General features: G+C 49.0%; 17 protein-coding genes. 3 read left to right on the top strand and 14 right to left on the bottom strand.

Annotated features, from left to right (window positions below; translation table 11 throughout):
• Window positions 1–12: 12 nt before the first annotated feature.
• The 3 genes from dnaA to QSJ47_RS01190 are packed head-to-tail and all read right to left on the bottom strand — an operon-like array spanning window position 13 to window position 3,460.
• Window positions 13–1,314, bottom strand: coding sequence for a chromosomal replication initiator protein DnaA (gene dnaA, locus QSJ47_RS01200; protein WP_285602161.1), 1,302 nt, complete (start codon window positions 1,312–1,314; stop codon window positions 13–15).
• On the bottom strand, window positions 1,308–1,778 hold the full coding sequence (gene ruvC / locus QSJ47_RS01195) for a crossover junction endodeoxyribonuclease RuvC (protein ID WP_285602160.1): 471 nt from the start codon (window positions 1,776–1,778) through the stop codon (window positions 1,308–1,310). Before ruvC ends, dnaA begins: the two co-directional genes overlap by 7 nt.
• Before the next feature lie 5 nt (window positions 1,779–1,783).
• Window positions 1,784–3,460 (bottom strand): methyl-accepting chemotaxis protein, encoded by a 1,677-nt coding sequence (locus QSJ47_RS01190; protein ID WP_285602159.1) that lies wholly within the window; start codon window positions 3,458–3,460, stop codon window positions 1,784–1,786.
• A gap of 107 nt (window positions 3,461–3,567) precedes the next feature.
• Here QSJ47_RS01190 and QSJ47_RS01185 point away from each other — a divergent pair, with 107 nt between their 5' ends.
• Window positions 3,568–4,023: a N6-threonylcarbamoyl adenosine t(6)A37 modification in tRNA gene (locus QSJ47_RS01185; protein WP_285602158.1), complete on the top strand. Its 456-nt coding sequence runs from the start codon at window positions 3,568–3,570 to the stop codon at window positions 4,021–4,023.
• A 13-nt stretch (window positions 4,024–4,036) separates the two neighbouring features.
• On the opposite strand, the gene QSJ47_RS01180 is transcribed toward QSJ47_RS01185, so the two are convergent.
• Genes QSJ47_RS01180 through tig form a run of 6 tightly spaced genes read right to left on the bottom strand, consistent with a single transcriptional unit; the run spans window position 4,037 to window position 10,556 of the window.
• Window positions 4,037–4,507 (bottom strand): DUF1104 domain-containing protein, encoded by a 471-nt coding sequence (locus QSJ47_RS01180; RefSeq protein ID WP_285602157.1) that lies wholly within the window; start codon window positions 4,505–4,507, stop codon window positions 4,037–4,039.
• Window positions 4,508–4,563: 56 nt separating this feature from the next.
• Entirely contained in the window at window positions 4,564–6,615 is a 2,052-nt protein-coding gene (locus tag QSJ47_RS01175; protein WP_221271900.1) for a heavy metal translocating P-type ATPase, read from the bottom strand.
• 2 nt (window positions 6,616–6,617) lie between these two features.
• A complete protein-coding gene (locus QSJ47_RS01170; protein ID WP_221272633.1) occupies window positions 6,618–8,129 on the bottom strand; it encodes a YifB family Mg chelatase-like AAA ATPase in 1,512 nt (503 codons plus the stop codon).
• 11 nt (window positions 8,130–8,140) lie between these two features.
• On the bottom strand, window positions 8,141–8,656 hold the full coding sequence (gene def / locus QSJ47_RS01165) for a peptide deformylase (protein ID WP_221271899.1): 516 nt from the start codon (window positions 8,654–8,656) through the stop codon (window positions 8,141–8,143).
• Window positions 8,656–9,249: an ATP-dependent Clp endopeptidase proteolytic subunit ClpP gene (clpP, locus tag QSJ47_RS01160; protein WP_221271897.1), complete on the bottom strand. Its 594-nt coding sequence runs from the start codon at window positions 9,247–9,249 to the stop codon at window positions 8,656–8,658. The genes def and clpP overlap by 1 nt, the downstream gene beginning before the upstream one ends.
• Window positions 9,246–10,556 carry a trigger factor gene (gene tig / locus QSJ47_RS01155; RefSeq protein ID WP_285602156.1) on the bottom strand — a complete coding sequence of 437 codons (1,311 nt, stop codon included), beginning with the start codon at window positions 10,554–10,556 and terminating at the stop codon, window positions 9,246–9,248. The genes clpP and tig overlap by 4 nt, the downstream gene beginning before the upstream one ends.
• Window positions 10,557–10,658: 102 nt before the next feature.
• On the opposite strand from tig, the gene fliI reads away from it, so the two are divergent.
• Both fliI and QSJ47_RS01145 read left to right on the top strand, forming a co-directional pair.
• Window positions 10,659–11,969, top strand: a complete 1,311-nt coding sequence (fliI, locus tag QSJ47_RS01150; RefSeq protein ID WP_285602155.1) for a flagellar protein export ATPase FliI — start codon at window positions 10,659–10,661, stop codon at window positions 11,967–11,969.
• A gap of 257 nt (window positions 11,970–12,226) precedes the next feature.
• The gene (locus QSJ47_RS01145) at window positions 12,227–12,466 is read left to right on the top strand and encodes a hypothetical protein (protein WP_260321598.1); all 240 of its coding nucleotides are present in this window, start codon (window positions 12,227–12,229) and stop codon (window positions 12,464–12,466) included.
• An 11-nt stretch (window positions 12,467–12,477) separates the two neighbouring features.
• Here the strand turns inward: QSJ47_RS01145 and QSJ47_RS01140 are convergent, their stop codons facing one another.
• Genes QSJ47_RS01140 through QSJ47_RS01120 form a run of 5 tightly spaced genes read right to left on the bottom strand, consistent with a single transcriptional unit; the run spans window position 12,478 to window position 16,652 of the window.
• Entirely contained in the window at window positions 12,478–12,951 is a 474-nt protein-coding gene (locus QSJ47_RS01140) for a methylated-DNA--[protein]-cysteine S-methyltransferase (protein WP_285602154.1), read from the bottom strand.
• Window positions 12,948–14,327: a glycolate oxidase subunit GlcD gene (gene glcD / locus QSJ47_RS01135; protein ID WP_285602153.1), complete on the bottom strand. Its 1,380-nt coding sequence runs from the start codon at window positions 14,325–14,327 to the stop codon at window positions 12,948–12,950. Before glcD ends, QSJ47_RS01140 begins: the two co-directional genes overlap by 4 nt.
• Before the next feature lie 9 nt (window positions 14,328–14,336).
• Window positions 14,337–15,425 carry a plasminogen-binding N-terminal domain-containing protein gene (locus tag QSJ47_RS01130; RefSeq protein ID WP_221271889.1) on the bottom strand — a complete coding sequence of 363 codons (1,089 nt, stop codon included), beginning with the start codon at window positions 15,423–15,425 and terminating at the stop codon, window positions 14,337–14,339.
• On the bottom strand, window positions 15,418–16,017 hold the full coding sequence (locus tag QSJ47_RS01125) for an NUDIX hydrolase (RefSeq protein ID WP_285602152.1): 600 nt from the start codon (window positions 16,015–16,017) through the stop codon (window positions 15,418–15,420). The genes QSJ47_RS01130 and QSJ47_RS01125 overlap by 8 nt, the downstream gene beginning before the upstream one ends.
• A complete protein-coding gene (locus QSJ47_RS01120; protein ID WP_285602151.1) occupies window positions 16,014–16,652 on the bottom strand; it encodes a peptidoglycan DD-metalloendopeptidase family protein in 639 nt (212 codons plus the stop codon). Before QSJ47_RS01120 ends, QSJ47_RS01125 begins: the two co-directional genes overlap by 4 nt.
• Between the last annotated feature and the right edge of the window lie 7 nt (window positions 16,653–16,659).

The following is a 16,659-nucleotide window of genomic DNA, read 5'->3' as shown; positions in this document are numbered from 1 at the left end:
CTACAAACTAGATTAAACGGGCTTGGAGCTGTTGATCTTGGCCTGCATTTCCTCCACCAACAGCCTAGTGTGGTTTTCCTTAGTCATGCTTTGCGCAATGGTTTTGCTCGCCTTACTCACCCCGCTGTGATCCTTTAAGCCCAAAAACTGCGCAAGCGCGTTCGTGGAGGTGTCCGTGAGCGTGCGGGCTAGGTAGATGATGAGCTTTCTAGCCAGGGCAACTTGGCGGTTTCGTGAGTTATTGCGGATGTCGGCGGGCTTAAGATTTAAAGTTTGTGCCACTACCTTTAAAATATCCTCCAAGCCCACCTCTTGCAAGCGTTCTTTTGTGGTGTCCTTTAAGATTTCCTCTGCCATGCGTAGGCTGATCTCCTCTCCGCTTAAGGCTGCGGTGGCATTCAGGCGCAAGAGCGCACCCTCTAATTGGCGGATGTTTTCGTGGATGTGGCTGGCTAAATACTCCACGATCTCTTGGTCTATGCAAATGTGGTTGAGTTGGCATTTTTGTGTGAGGATGGCGATCTTGGTGTCGAGCATGGGGGCTTGGATGCTGGCGATCATGCCCATTTCAAAGCGCGAGAGTAGGCGATCGGCTAGCCCCTTGATGTGCTTAGGGGGTTTGTCTGAGCTCATCACAATTTGTTTACCCTGGGCGTGTAGGGTGTTGAAAGTGTGGAAAAATTCCTCTTGCACCATCTCTTTGCCGCCGAAAAACTGTACATCGTCGATCAAAAGATAGTCGCAAGAGCGGTATTTTTCTTGAAATTTGTCCATGCTGTGGTTGTTCAAGCGAAACACATAATCGTTTAAAAACTGCTCTGCCGTCACATACAGCACGCTTTGCAGGCGATCGCACGCCGTGTTGCCAATGGCGTTTAAAATGTGCGTCTTGCCAAGCCCCACACCCCCAAAGAAGAGCACCGGGTTATACACCCCACTTTTTTGTGCCACTTGGGAGGCGACTTTTACTGCCATGTGGTTGCACGCCCCCACAACCAGCGTGTCAAAAGTGAAAGCGGGGTTTAAGGTGGGGTTTTTATGGGCTTTGATTAGGGGTTTTGGGGGGGCTTTGGGCTTGGTCTCTTTAGGGCAAATTTGCACCTTTAGGGGGGTGTTTTGTTTTGCGCTTAAAACCTGCTCTAAGAGCGCGCCGTAGCGGGTTTTGATGTAATTTGCTAGCCACACATTGGGGGCGTAAAACACGGCACAAGTGGCGTTAGAAGCGTGAGGGTCAAAGTATAGGGGTTGTATGTAGGTTTGAAACTCGTAGGTGCTCATGTGCGTTTTTAGGGTTTCTAGTAAGTCTTCTAGCATTGGGGGGCTTTGCGCTGCTGGGCGTGGGTTAGGGCGATGGCGATCGCGTCCGTGATGTCTAGGGGCTTGATGTCGTTTTTAATGCCTAGGATTTTTTTCACCATGAAAGCCACCTGCTCCTTGCTCGCCTTGCCATGCCCTGTGATCGCTTTTTTGATTTGCAAAGGGGTGTATTCGCTAAAATGCCCCTTTTCTTGTAAAATCTTCAAGCCCAGCGCGCCTCTAAATTGCGCCAATTTCAGCACGCTCTTGGGATTGTAGGCGTAAAAAATATCCTCCATCGCCACCTCCGCAATGGGATAGGCCTTAAAAACCTGCTCGAGCCCTGCCACAACCTCTAAAATCTGCTCTTGCAAGGGCGCGCTCTGTACCTTGATGAAGCCCGCGCCGATGAGTTTCACGCTGTGCAAATCCACCACCCCATACCCGCACTTGCGGCTGCCCGGATCGATGCCTAAAACCAACACCCCTAGGATTTAAACTGCCCGATTTTGCTGCTGAGCTCGATGGTAGCGTTGCTAAGGGAGTTAGCCGCCTCGATGATGATATTTGCCTCTTTGGCTGTTTTTTGGTTGATCACCTCGATCTCTGCGAAGTCTTGGTTGATGTTGTCGATGTCTTTTTTCGTACCGATGATGTTCTCAATGGAGGCACCGACGCGCCCGACTACACCATCCAAACTCTCACTCATGTCTTTAAATTGCTTTTGCACCTCTAAGCTCACCCCACTTAATTGCTCGATCTTTTTAGAGTTTAAGTTCATTTGGCTGCTCACATCGTTGATTTCTTGCACAATCACCCCGATGGTGGAATTGATTTCTGCTAGGCTTTTTTGAGTCCTTGCTGCCAAATTGCGCACTTCATCAGCCACCACAGCAAAGCCCCGCCCGTGCTCGCCCGCTCTTGCTGCCTCGATGGCGGCGTTTAAGGCGAGTAAGTTCGTTTGGTCGGCGATGTCGTTGATGATGTGCAAAATGCTTTTCACGCTATCAGCGTTTTTGCTCAGTTGCTCAACCTTACCGGCCAAGTCCTCTTCGGTGTGGCTTGCCTCCGTGATTTGGTTAAATAGGTTTGTGATCGCCTTATCCGAGGTTCGGATTGACTCTTGGACCTCAGCGATGTTTTTTCGACTCTCCTCAGCTTCTTGGGCGTTTTGGGTCACGACATTGCCGATGTCGTTGCTCCGATCTTGGATTTGCTGTAACATCTCTGAGCGTCTTTGCATGCCCGCTAGGGCACTCTTGATTGTGGTGTGCAGAGTTTGGGCAACCCCGCTGGTGTTGCTACTGTTGGCTTTGATATCGTTAAAAAAGCCTTGTATGCTTTCGACAAAGTGGTTGATCCCATCTCCGATTTTGCCTATCTCATCATTGCTGCGGCTGGCACGGATACGCTGGGTCAAATCCCGATCGCCCAGGCTAAAGTCGTACACCTTTTGCACCAGTTGGTTCAAACGACGGATGATGGTGTAAAAGGTGAAGATGGCTGTAAGTGCAATCAAAATCGTCATGATCATGGTGATCCACATGGTCAGCGTGTCGATATTTTCGATGACCTTTGCCTGCACCTCTTTACGGGTTTTTAATGAGGCACTTAAGATGTCGCTAAAGTAAGTCGTGGCGACAATCACCATGCCACTTGTGGGGTCGTAATGGCTGTAGGCGACCTTAGGCTCTGGCGTGCCGCCGTTAAACTTAGGCATTTTGTAGTAGGTGTAGCCCCCTCCATTGTCGGCCTCTTTGATGTAGCCACACACATAGCAGACATTGTCTACACTCATCAAGTGCAGCCCACTTTTGCCCACGGTGGTGGGATTGACCGGGTCAAAGAGCACCGTGCCTTTTTTATCCACCACCACCATATAGATCACGCCCTTGTCGGCGTTGATTTCGCCAAAGTACTCCAGGGCCATTTTTTGCGCCTGTTCCTTAGGAAAGACTTTATAAAAACCAGCAATGCCTTGTTCAAGTAGATGGGTGATGTAGCGCAAATCGTCTTCACGACTTATCCTGTCCCCCCGCTTTTGGCTGTCCAAAATAGAGAATATCAATTTGTGCTGCTCGTGGTTGGCGATCAAGATCACCGCACTCCCTAAAATCAAGAGAGATAAGAAAATAACGCTGATAATCTTCGCTCCAAGGTTCATGGATCTTCCTCACCAAAGTTGGGGTCAATAAAAACGGCATTCTAACATAAAAACTTTGAAAGTTTAAAATCACTAATTTGGTTAAAATGCTTAAATAAAGGACGAACATGCCACATCAAGATTTGCGTACAAAAGCGGGTGTGATCCTAGCCCAAAGCGATACGACCATAGGCTTTTTTAGCCATGATCAAGATCGCCTAAATGCTACCAAAAACAGCCCTAAAAACAAGCGTCTGTTGCAAGTGTGCGCTGGTTTTAAAGATTTGCCCCGCGTGCCGTTAAAGCACCGCTCTTTAGTGCGCCATAAAAAGGCGACCTTTGTTTACAAAGGCAAGGAGGGTTGGCGAGCCTTTAGAGTAGTGCAAGACCCTCTAACTTTGGTGTTTTTAGAAAGGCTGGGCGTGGTGTTTAGCACTTCAGCGAATTTAAGTGGACAGGGCTATGAACCCCAAATTGCCCTAGACTTAGCAAACACAATCATAGAGGACAAGCGGGGCCTAAGCCCTAGAAAGCCCTCGAGCATCATTAAACTAGGGCATGCCCGTAAAAGGAGGCTGCGCTGACTGACACGGTGTGTCAGCGGTGTTTTTTCTTTGCAGCGGTGGGGAGACTGAAACCATTTTTTTGCAAATCATCGTAAAAACTACCGGACTGCAAGAGTTTTTTCCAGTGGTCCATGTAGTTGTATTCCTCCTGGATCTCGGCCTCTAGATTTTTAATGCTATCCTCTCGTTTAACTAAAGCCTCTTCAATCATGTTGAGCTCTTTTCTGCGCTGAGAGGGGCTGAGCTTTGAAATGTTTTTAGCCAACACATCTTGGAAGTGTTTTTGGAACTCGGCTTTATGCTTGGGGGTCATTTTGTTGTAGCGGTTCTTCATCTCGCTCAAATAAACGATCATCTTTTTCGCCTCCACCTTGCCCGCCATGTCTAGCATTTCTTGGTCGGGTTTACTTTGGTATTCGGGGAAGACATTCAACCCGATCGTTTGGGCATTTAGGGCTGCCACAAGCACCCCTGACATAGCAACTAAGCGTAACAATTTCATAAGCGTCCTTTTTATAAAAATAGTGGACCCTTATTCTAGCCTTGAAAACCTAACAATTACTTAATGCGCATCGTGCGCATAGAATTTGCTAGGGCAATCAAAGTTACACCCACATCCCCAAAGACCGCCTCCCAAAGGCTCGCCTCCCCAGCAACCCCCAACACCAAGAACAATGCCTTCACACCTAAAGCAAACACGATATTTTCTATGACAATGTGGCGGGTTTTGCGCGCGATTCTAAAGACCTGCACAATGGAGCTTAGGGCGTTGTTGGTGATGACGATGTCCGCGCTCTCTTTGCTCACTTGGCTCGCGCTGCCCATCCCCACGCCCACATCTGCCATCGCCAAAGTGGGCGCATCGTTGATCCCATCCCCCACAAAGGCACTTAAGCCCTTGTGTTGGGCTTTAAAGCTCTCAAAGGCTGCCACTTTTTGCTCGGGCAAAAGCCCTGCGTGGTAAGTGCAATCTAGCGCCTTAGCCACGCTCTTAGTGGCGTGTTCATTATCTCCACTAAGGATACAAAAATGCTCTAAGCCCCCTTTTTTAAGGGTTTGTAGGCACTCTTTAGCATCCTCTTTAAGCGAGTCAGCGACTACAATGTAGCCGACATACTCCCCATTGGTCGCCACATGCACGATCGTCCCCTCTAGGCTGCAACTAGGGTGGGGGATGTTGTATTTATGCAAGATTTGGTCGTTGCCTGCCACGATTAAATTTGCACAGCATTTAGCTTGCACGCCCATGCCCCCGATTTCGTTAAACTCCTCAATGTTGTGTTCACATAGATTTTGGCAAGCCTTTTGGATAGACTTGGCAATCGGGTGGGTGGAGAGGATCTGCGCACAGCTGGCAAAACGCAAGACATCTTCACGGCTAAAATGGGGCTGGTTCACCACCTCCACCACTTCAAATTCCCCCTTGCTCAAAGTCCCCGTTTTGTCAAAGGCGATATTTTTAATCTGTGTCAGGGTTTCTAGCGTGTGCACGCTTTTAATGAGAATGCCAAGCCTACTTGCCGCCCCGACCCCCCCAAAGTAGCCTAAAGGGATTGAGATCACCAGCGCACAGGGGCAAGACACCATTAGAGCAATGAGCCCACGATACACCCACTCGTGAAAGCTGCCGTGCCCTAAGAGCGGGGGGAGGGTGGCAATGGCTAGGGCAATGAAAAACACGGCGGGGGTGTAGTATTTGGCAAAGGTGGTGATGAGCTTTTCGGTTTGGGATTTTTGGCTCACGGCGTTGCTCACCAAATCCACGATTTTAGCCACCGAAGAGTCTTTATAGGTCTTGCTCACCCGCACCTCTAGCACGGCTTTTAAATTAATGCTCCCGCCTAAAACGGCGCTATTCTCACGCACATTGACGGGCATGGGCTCGCCCGTTAGGGGTTTTTGATCGAGTAAACTCTCGCCACTGAGCACCACTCCATCGGTGGGGATTTTCTCCCCCACTTTAACAACCACAATATCCCCGATTTTTAGCTCTTCAGGGTGCACCTGCTTTAAGCCCTCTTCTGTCTTGACAAAGGCTAAATTTGGAGCGACATCTAGCAAGGCTTGCAAGGACTTTTTAGAGCGTTTGATGGCTAAGCTTTGCAAGAACTCCCCAGCAGAGAAAAAAACCATCACGGATACGGATTCTTCATACGCCCCCACACAAAAGGCGGCGATGGTGGCACTGAGCATCAGCGTGTTCTCATCAAAAAAGCGTTTATTCTTTAGACTGTTAAACGCCCCTAAGAACACATCCTTGCCCGCAAAGAGATACACCCCTGCCAAAAGAGCGTAACTCAAACCCCTTAAAAGCGGGCTTGTTGCAAAGTGCAACACCCCCACAGACAGCACAAACAACACAATGCAAGAGAGCAGAGGATACACGCTCAAGGGCGCGTCCTCCTCAGCCTCCTCTTGCAAAATCTCCATCTCCGGCTCTAGCCGTTTGATGAGCTCTAAGACCTTAGAAAAGTCTTGGCAGTCCAAATACAAGGTGTTCGTGTTAAAAGACACCTGGGCCGCCTTGACATAGCTTTGTTTGTTGAGCTCTGCCTCTAATTTATTCGCACAATCGGGGCAATCTAGCCCCTTGAAGTAATATTTTTGCATATTCACCCCACTTTTCTAAATTGCAATGCTTTGAGCATGTGCGCCTTATTGATCGCCTCGCAGCCGGCTAAATCCGCTACGCTACGCGCGACCTTCTTACTCTTGCTCACCGCGCGCTCAGACAGCCCGAAGCGCAGGGTGGCCTGCTCTAGTAAATGCGCCGCCTCGGGCTCTAGTGGGCAGAAGGTGTTGATCTCGCCCTCTTGTAGCTTACCATTGAGCACCTCTTGCCCGCGCATTTTCTGCCTTTTAAACGCCTCGATCACCTGCTCGTGCATGGCTTTAGAATCTTGCGTGCTTTTAGCGTCTTCATTAATCAAAGCCATTTGCACAAATAAATCGATGCGATCCAACAAAGGGGCACTCAGGCGGTTTTTATAGGCCAAAATCTCCTTCTCTTGGCAGCGACACACCTTAGAGGGGTCCATTAAATTCCCACAAGGGCAGGGGTTCATCGCCCCCACGAATAAAAACGAAGTGTGATACTCGATCTTGCTATGCACCCTTGAGATGACTAATTTATTGTTCTCCATCGGTTCTCTTAGGCCCTCTAAAACCTCCCTCTTAAAGTGGGGCAGCTCGTCAAAGAACAAAACCCCATTGTGCGCAAGCGCGATCTCGCCCGGGCTAGGCACATTGCCATGTGTTGAGCCTAAAATGCTGGCTTTAGATGCGCTTTGATGCGGGTTTCTAAAACTTCTTAGCGGGCTGTAGTTGCCCTCCTGTCCGCTCAAGATATTTAACTTCACCGCCTCGATCATTTCGGCTAGGGTGCTTGGGGGCAAAATATAGCGCAGGCGTTTGGCGATCATGCTTTTGCCACAGCCAGGAGAGCCCTCAAATAAAATATTGTGTAGCCCCGCTGCTGCGATCAAAGCCGCCTCCTTAGCCACCTCTTGCCCCCTAACCTCTTTAAAGTCTAGGGCAAAATCCGTGCAGTAGTAGTAACGCTCTTTGCCAAGCTCTAAGCTAGCAAAGGGTAGGTGCAAGGGGGCACGCTCTGGAATGGCAGCCGGGTTTCTTAGCACCTGCAGGGCTTCTTGTAAATTTGCCACAAAGTGCAAATGCAAGTTAGGGATCAGGCTAAAAAGCTCTTTGCCCAGAGCGGGCACTAACACATGCGCACCGGGCTCTTGCAGGGCGATGTCTAAGAGCATGGGAAAGATCGCCTCGTTGTGTTTAAGCCGCCCATCTAGCCCCAACTCGCCAAAGGCAAACCACTTACTCTCTAAAGGTTGCTTTTGCAAGGCGACAAGTAGAGCCATGGGCAGGTCAAAATGACTTCCGCTTTTAGGCAAGTCAGCGGGGGAGAGGTTGATGGTGATCTTTAAAGGAGGAAAAGTAAAGCCATTGTTTTGCAAGGCGGATTGCACCCGTTGTTTGGATTCTTGGATGGCATTGTTGGCAAGCCCTGAGATCACAAAGGCGGGCAGGGCACGGGTGAAGGTGGCTTCCACTTCTACGATTTGAGCACTTGCCCCCGCCATTGTGGCGCAATAAAGTGTGTTCACCACTTGCACTTCCATTAGGGATTCTTTAGGTTTTTCTTAAATTCCTTTTCAAATTTTTTACGCTTCAACATAGACAATTTATCCACGAAGAGCACCCCGTTTAAATGGTCCATTTCGTGTTGGATCGCCACACTCAAAAGCTCGCTGGCCTGCAACACCTTAGCGTTGCCAAAGCGGTCTTGATAGCCTAAAGTGATGTTGGCGTGCCGCAACACCTCCTCGTAAAACTCAGGCACAGACAAGCACCCCTCGCGCCATAAAATCTCTCCCTCTGTTTGCATTAAGGTGGGGTTGATGATCTCTAGGCAATCCTCTAGTAGCTGCGTGTCGTCTTCTCTGGGCAAATGCACGAGTAGGGCTCTTTTTGCCACGCCCACTTGGATCGCCGCTAGCCCGATGCCCTTGTTGGCGAGCATGGTTTCGTGCATGTCGTCTAAAAGCTGGTGCAGCACCTCATCAAAGGCCACGACCTCTTGCGAGCGTTTTCTTAAGCGTTTGTCCGGGTAACGCACCAACTCCAAAAGAGCCATTAGCCTTGCTTTTGGCTTTTAGTGAGCACGGCATCGATCAAGCCATAATCCTTCGCATCCTCAGCGCTCATGAAAAAGTCGCGATCGCTGTCTTGCTCGATTTTTTCTAAAGGCTGGCCGGTGTTGGCGGCTATGATTTGGTTGAGCTCACTTTTAAGGCGTAAAATCTCTTTGGTATAAATGGCAATGTTAGTGGCTTGCCCTTGGGTGCCGCCGATGGGCTGGTGGATCATGATTCGTGAATGGGGCAGAGAAAAGCGTTTGCCCTTAGTGCCGCAACTGAGCAAAAACGCCCCCATGGACGCAGCTTGCCCCACGCAGATGGTGCAGATGTCTGGGTGGATGTAGTTCATGGTGTCGTAGATACTAAGCCCGCTGGTAACAGAGCCCCCGGGGGAATTGATGTATAAATTGATGTCCTTTTCGGGGTCTTCGGCTTCTAAGAACAAGAGTTGCGCCACAATGGCGGCCGCCACCGCATCATTGATTTCGCCACTCAAAAGCACAATGCGATCCTTGAGCAGGCGGGAGTAAATGTCGTAACTGCGCTCCCCCCGCCCTGTTTTTTCAATGACGATGGGGACATAGTTCATGCATTTGCCTCTTGGGGGAGCTGTTTATCTAACAAGAAAGTGAGCACCCGATCTTCGACCATTGCCATTTTCACGGCGGGGAGCATATTGTTTCTTTGGTAAGCCTCTAGTAATTGTTGGGGGTTTTGGTTTGCCATCATCGCCTCGTAATAGACGGCCTGATACACCTCATTGTCCGCCACTTGGATGTTTTCTTGTTTGGCGAGTGCGTCAATGATGAAGGTTACTTTCACGCTGCGGCGGGCTTGCTCCCTAAAACTATCCCTTTTTTTCTTAACCCTTTTGGAGTCGTCTTGTAATTCTTTGAGCTCTTCGGGCTTCATGTTTTGCAGGGATTGGCGGAAGGCCAAATCCATTTCTTGTTCGATGATGGTTTCGGGCAAATCAAAGGCGAGGTTTTTATCCAGCTTGTCGATCAAGGTTTCTTTGAGCTGTTGGTTGTAGAGCTTGGTTTTTGCCTCTAAGAAAAGTTGGTCTTTCACCCGCTCTTTGAGCATGTCTAGGGTGGGTTCTTTCTCTTGGTTTAAGACCATTTTGACAAAGGCATCGTCAATTTCGGGGATTTGGCGCAGTTGGATTTTATGCAATTTCACATGGAAAGACACCTCTTTGCCCGCAAGGGTGGTACTGGCGTAGTCTTTAGGAAAGGGGATGGAAAAATACTTCTCCTCACCCATTTTCATGCCGACTAATTGCTTTTCAAAACTAGGCAACAAACGCCCCTCGCCCACAACAAGGGCAAAGTTTTGTGCCCGGTTGCCCTCAAAGGGTTGGTTGTCTAACAAGCCTTCAAAGTCAAAGATCACGCCATCGCCATTAGCCACGGCTTTATCCTCGGGCGCGTCTGTAAAAGTCGCCCTCTCTTTGGCTAAATGCTGCAATCGCTCTTCAATCGCGCTCTCTTGCACTTCCTCTAAAGAGAAGCTAGGCACGCATTCTAACACCCCTGAAAGGTCGATTTGGGGCTTAAGTCCGATGTGCATTTCAATGTCAAAATACTCGGCTTGCTTATCAAACTTGCGGATGGTGGGGTTTCCGATCATATCTTGCGGGGTGATCTCTAGTGCTTTGCTGCCCTCTTGTAAAATCGCATCCAAGAGCTCTTTTTCGCTCTCTTGCTGGATGTGGCCTTGGTAGCGTTGTTTGATGATGTCTAGGGGAACTTTACCTTTTCTAAACCCGTCTAACTTGGTGTTTTTGGCAATTTTTTGGGCGATGCTGTGGGACTTCTTTTCAAAATCCTGCAGCGAAGGTTTGGCGCTGATAGATGCGTTGGCACTATCTAGCCGCTTGGTCGTTAAATCCATTATAAAACTCCTTGGGGTTTAATTAAAGTATAATAAACCTCACATTCTACCTTAAGCTGTGTTAATCTAAAATTAAGCCTTATAAGCCTTTAAGGATAGCCGATGTCCCTAGATGTTTTGCGTGCAAGGTTGCAACACCCCCGAGATTTATCCCCCCGCTATGGCGTGGTGGTGAAAATCCTGCCTAGCATGGTCTTTGTGAGTGGGTTTTTGCCCTCGGTGGGGGATGTGGTGCAGGTGCAAAAGACCGACGGGCTCGATTGCCTTGGCATGGTCGTGGTGGTGGAAAAGGAACAATTTGGTTTCACGCCCTTTTCCTTTGTGGAGGGGTGCAGGGTGGGCGATCGCGTGCTCTTTGTGCGCGAGGGCTTAAGCTTTCCTGTGGGCGAGGGGCTTTTAGGGCGGGTGCTCGATCCTTTAGGCAATCCCCTAGATGGACTAGGCTTCGTTAGGGCGAGTGCCTACGCGCCCGTGATGGCTGCGCCCATCAAGCCCTTAGATCGGGGGATCATTGACGAACCCTTTAGCGTGGGGGTGAAAAGCATTGACGGGCTGCTCACTTGTGGCAAGGGGCAAAAGTTAGGCATTTTTGCAGGCAGCGGGGTGGGTAAAAGCACCTTAATGGGGATGATCGTTAGAGGGTGTGAGGCGCAAATTAAAGTCATAGCCCTCATTGGGGAGCGCGGACGCGAGATCCCTGAGTTTATCCATAAGAACTTACAAGGCAATTTAGACAACACCGTCTTGGTGGTCGCCACGAGTGACGATGCGCCTTTAATGCGTAAATACGGGGCGTTTTGCGCCATGAGCGTGGCGGAGTATTTTAAAAATCAAGGGCATGATGTGCTCTTCATGATGGACTCGGTTACCCGTTTTGCGATGGCACAAAGAGAAATCGGGCTAGCCCTTGGCGAGCCGCCCACCAGCAAGGGCTACCCCCCTTCGGCTTTAACGCTTTTGCCCCAGCTAATGGAGCGGGCGGGCAAGGAACAAAACAAAGGGAGCATCACCGCCTTTTTCACCGTGCTGGTGGAGGGGGATGACTTGAGTGATCCCATTGCTGACCAAAGCCGCAGCATTTTAGACGGGCATATTGTTTTAAGTCGGGAGCTTACCGATCATGGCATTTATCCGCCTATTAATATCCTAAACTCCGCCTCAAGAGTGAGTAAGGAAGTGAGCAGCCACGAGCACATGCTGGCTGCGCGCAAATTCCGCAAACTCTACGCCCTTTTGAAAGAAAACGAAGTGTTGATCCGTATCGGCTCTTACCAACGGGGCTTTGATGAGGAATTGGACGAGGCGATGGATAAAAAGAGTGCCATGGACACGTTTTTAGCCCAAGAAGAGGAAGAGATTATTCCTAGCCAAGAGAGTGTACAAATGTTGCAAGAAATTGTGCAAGCCCCCTAAGAGTACCCCTAATGGACAAGCAGAAAATACGGGAGTTTTTTAAGAAAGTGCCTTTGGAGATGTATTTTATGACGCATGCGCTAAAATCTATAACCGCTTTTTTGACCTAGGCAAAGTCATAGATACCCAATAATTAAGCCAATGGGTTTTACTTAATCGTTTTAATTGTAGTGGTGGTGCTGGGTTTTGTGGCTTTGGTCGTTTTGCGCCAAGTAGCGATAAAACCCATAGAGTAAGACACTTTGAGTATGAAGGAGGTGATCGCCTTTTTTAAGGACGAGAAGGTAGCGCAAAGTTTAAGGGCGAATAGCTCCACGATCGCCACAGCGATCCACGAAAAGCAAAGTGATGGGCGTTTGAAAATCACGCTCGCCCCCTACGACAAACAACAAAGGGCGATCGCCTCTAATGCCCCCATGCGAGTTTATTTGGTTAAACGCATGGATACAGACTTAGAAAAAGTCTTTGCGGATAAAGAAATGGTGGTTTTGCAATGAAATTTTAGGAATTATAGTTTATGGCGTTGCTCGTGCTTTAACAACCACTCTTTAATCTGCACCCCGCCCCCATAGCCCCCTAGCCCCCCGCTTTTAGGCACCACTCGATGGCAGGGGATGATGATCGGGATGGGGTTGTTGTGGTTAGCGTTGCCTACGGCTCGACACGCTCTAGGTTTATTAATGGCGTGGGCGATTTCTTGGTAGGTTTTTGTGCTGGCATAGGGGATATTTTGCAAAGCCTGCCACACTTGCAAGCTAAAGGGGCTAGCTGATAGGCTCAAGGGCAAGTCAAAGCTAAAAAGCGTGCCGCTAAAATAGCCCTCTAAACTCTCTAGCACGGCTTGCATGAGGGCATCGGAGTTTGGGGTGGTGCTTGGCACGCTTGCTACAAAGTCTAAGCTCACTAAGCCCTTGCTATCCGTGCGTAGGACCAAATAGGGGCTAGGAAAACTCTTAGGGGGCTTGAAATGGGCTAAAATCACAGCCCCATTTTAAAGGGGTTTAAAATGTTATTGGGGTCAAAGGCTTTTTTGATCGCCCTAAAAAGCCCCATTTCTTCAGGGCTAAAGGCTAGGGGCATGAACTTTGCCTTAGAGAGCCCAATGCCATGCTCTCCGCTTAAAGTCCCCTCCAAAGCGATGGCGCATTTAAAAATCTCCTCCATCGCCCTTTGCCCCTGCTCTAGCTGTGTTGTTGGGTCTTCAAGCATGATATTCACATGCACATTGCCATCGCCCGTGTGCCCGAAGCAGGGGATGGGCAGGTTGTAGGCTTTAGAAATGCGCCCCACCTCCTCAAGCAAGGCGGGCAGGCTCGCCCTAGGCACCGTCACATCTTCGTTTAATTTTTTCTTACCATAAACACTAATACTCTGGGACGCATTGCGGCGCGAAAACCACAAGTTTTCCTCCTCCGTGGCGTTGTGGGCGATTTGAAAATCCACGCATCCACACGCCTTAAAATGCCCCTCAATGGCGTTTAACTGCCAAGTGATCTGCTCGGGTACGCTCCCATCCACTTGCGTGATCAAAATCGCTCCCGCCTCAATGGGTAACCCCTTATGAAAACGCTCCTCCACTGCCCGAATGCTTAGATTGTCTAAAAACTCCATCGCCACGGGCGTAACCCCACTTGCCATCGTTTTATACACCGCTTCCATTGCCTCTTGGATGGTTTGAAACACCCCCATCGCCGACTGGCGCAATTTGGGCTTAGCCAGCAGTTTTAAAGTGATTTCGCTAATCACCGCCAAACAGCCCTCGCTGGCAATCAAAATGCCCGCCACATTAAAGCCCGCCACATCCTTAATCGTTTTCTTGCCCGCTCTAATAATGTCGCCATTGGGCAGCACCGCCCTTAAAGCCATCACATAATCCTTGGTGATCCCATACTTGGCCGCGCGCATGCCCCCCGCGTTTTCGCTCACATTGCCCCCCAAAGTGCTTTGCTCTTGGCTGGCAGGGTCGGGCGGGTAAAAGAGCCCCATTTTCTCCACCTCGTTTTGGAAGTGTTTGTTGATCACGCCCGGTTGTACCCGTGCGATTAAATTCTTGGTGTCGATCTCTAAGATTTTGTCTAGGTGCTTTTCCACGCTTAAAATGAGCCCCCCACCCACGCTAAGAGCCCCGCCCGTAAAGCCGCTGCCCGCCCCTCTTGGCACCACAATGATTTTATGCTCATTGCAATAGGCTAAAATTTGGCTGATTTCTTGTTCGCTCTTGGGGAAGATCACGCCCTCGGGTAGGTGGCGCTCTCTGGTCGCATCGTAGGCGTAGACACTCAAATGGGCAGGGTCGGTGAAAAAATCCTCCTCCCCCACAAAACCGCGCAAAGCCTTGGCGTGTTCGGGGTTTAACATGGGCTACTCCTATTGTTCTAGTTTTTTCTCCTCTTGGCGTATGCGTTTCTTATCTGCCTTCTCTTGTTGTTTCTCGGCTTTTTTGGCTTTTTTCTCTGCCTTTTTCTTTTGTTTTTCTTTGGCGAGTTCTTGCTTGCGCTCTTTTTTCGCCTCTTTGGCTTCTTTTGCCCTCTCTTTGTTGGTCGTTTGATCTAGAGATTTTTCCTCTACCTTTTGCTGTTTAGAGAGCGTAGGGGCAATTTGTTGTTGCTCCTCTTTAATTTCCTTGTTGTATTCCTTCTCTAGGGCTTGTTTTTGCTTTGCGTTTCTGGCATTTTTAATATCTTTTTCAAGCTCTTTTTTATCCTGTGTCTTAATTTCTCTAACTAGCTTCTTTTCGGACTCTCTCCGTAGTAAGTTGTCGTAATAGCTGAAGTAGTGCCGTGCCTTGCCCCCAGCCATTATTTTCCCCAAAGTTCCCCGATCCACCCCCTCCACACGGGAGAAAAAGGGCGTGAAGGTGCGCCCCACTTTTGAGGTGTCAAAGGGCTTAGTTTCTAAAATGGCAAAACTTTGGCAGTCTAGGATATTTAGGCGGTTGGTGCTGACAAGGTAGATAAGCCCCACGCTGTAAATGTCGCAAGCCCGCCTTAAGGTCTTGGCTGTGGGGTTGAACCCATTTAAAAAAGCCACCAATAAATCGGAGCTGATAAATGTTATGTCGGTGTGGTCGTCCTTAATATTTTCATAGGTGTGTAAGTCGGGAGCGATTAAAAAGGCCTGACTGTTGAACTCCCTAAAAATCGCCAAGTTGCCCTTTTTTGGGACCATACGCGGGGTGGGTAGGTGCTTTTGTTTCATCACCTTATAGGGAGTGTATCTAGCATAGGCAACGCCATTTTGGATAGAAAACACTTCAAGGCTCGCTGCGATGACATCGTAATCGGTGAGTTTGGCTAAGATATAGCCACTCTCGCCCACTTGTAAATCGTAGGCTTGAAACTGCACGACTTTTCTAGCCGTGTCTACGCTATCAATATTGATTTTTAGAGGTGCGCTCCAATCTTTAGCGTTTAGCAGCCCACACAGCCCCAAAACCATGAAAAACCACTTAAGCATGTCCATCCTTAAAGTGCTGTTGAAACCACATCAATGCGTAGCCTAGCCCCACGCTTTTACAAAATTGTTCATTCGCTATAAAGCTATCTACTTCTTCTAAGGGTAGGTAGATAATTTCTATGTCTTCGGTGTCAACCCCCCCACCTTGGTGAACATGTTGGGTTTGGCTAATGCGGGCAAAAAACATGGTCTGCTTGCTCCCACTAATGCCCGTGGAGCCGTAAAACACTCCGATTTTTTGTAGCATTTCAGGGATCAGGGCGTAACCACACTCTTCTAGCACCTCTTCGCAAGCGATCTGCTCCACACTTTTATGCGCCTTATCTACAAGCCCCGCACACAATTCATAGGTGTAGCCATCCACGCTCTGCCCCCCATACAAACACGCACTCACAAACACGGGAGGTCTAAATTGCTTCACCAACACAAAGCTTTGTTTCTCGGTGTGGTAAAGCAAAATAGACACGCTGTCGTGCACGCGGACCATGTCCCAACTTTTATTCACCCCCCTTTCCTCGTATAAAATGCGCTTGGGTTTGAAGTAGGCGGAAGTGGGGCAGTCTGTGATTTGAATATTGTCGTAGGCGATCATTGGTCTGTGTTCTTTGTGTTTTCTTTGTGGGCGTGTTCAAAGGAGGTCAAATCTTCGAGCATGCTTGGGTAGGGCCTGATGGCTTGGCTAAAAAACTGCTTTTCATGCCCTTTAAGTTGACTTTTAGCCGTGCGGATACGCCCGAGTGGGTCGATGGGGCAGTCGTTGCGATACATCCCAAAGTGCAAATGTAACTCTGTGCTAAGCCCCGTGCTGCCCACCTTGCCGATCACCTGCGCCCTTTTGACGGGGGTTTTAAGCAAAAACTCCGTGAATTTCTGCCCTAATTCATCGTAATATTTATCTTTATAGGCAAAGACATAGTGGTTGCGTCTGTGGGTTTGTAACATCGCTGCTTTAATGTTGGGGTGGCTAAAGAGTTGGTTAAAGCGGTGTTTGCGAGCGTAGATCAAGCTTAGTTGGTCATCCTTAACGACCGCTCTTGTTAGAAGGCGTGGCTGCACGGATTTGCCCATAGGCACTAAGGCTTGTAAGAGTTGGTTATTGTTGTCTTTAGGTATATAGTAGGGCATGCCAACCCTAATCTCAGTGCCCAATTCTTTATCTTGGCAGGACAAGTTGTGATGAATTTTGGGGTCAATGTGGTGCTTGTTAAAAAAACCTAGTAAAGCCATGCCTTTT

The sequence above is a fragment of the Helicobacter sp. NHP22-001 genome (assembly GCF_030270165.1).
Taxonomy (GTDB): Bacteria; Campylobacterota; Campylobacteria; order Campylobacterales; family Helicobacteraceae; genus Helicobacter; species Helicobacter gastrofelis.
The sequence above is the reverse complement of the archived record's forward strand: the minus strand, read 5'-3'. Positions and strand labels throughout refer to the sequence as shown.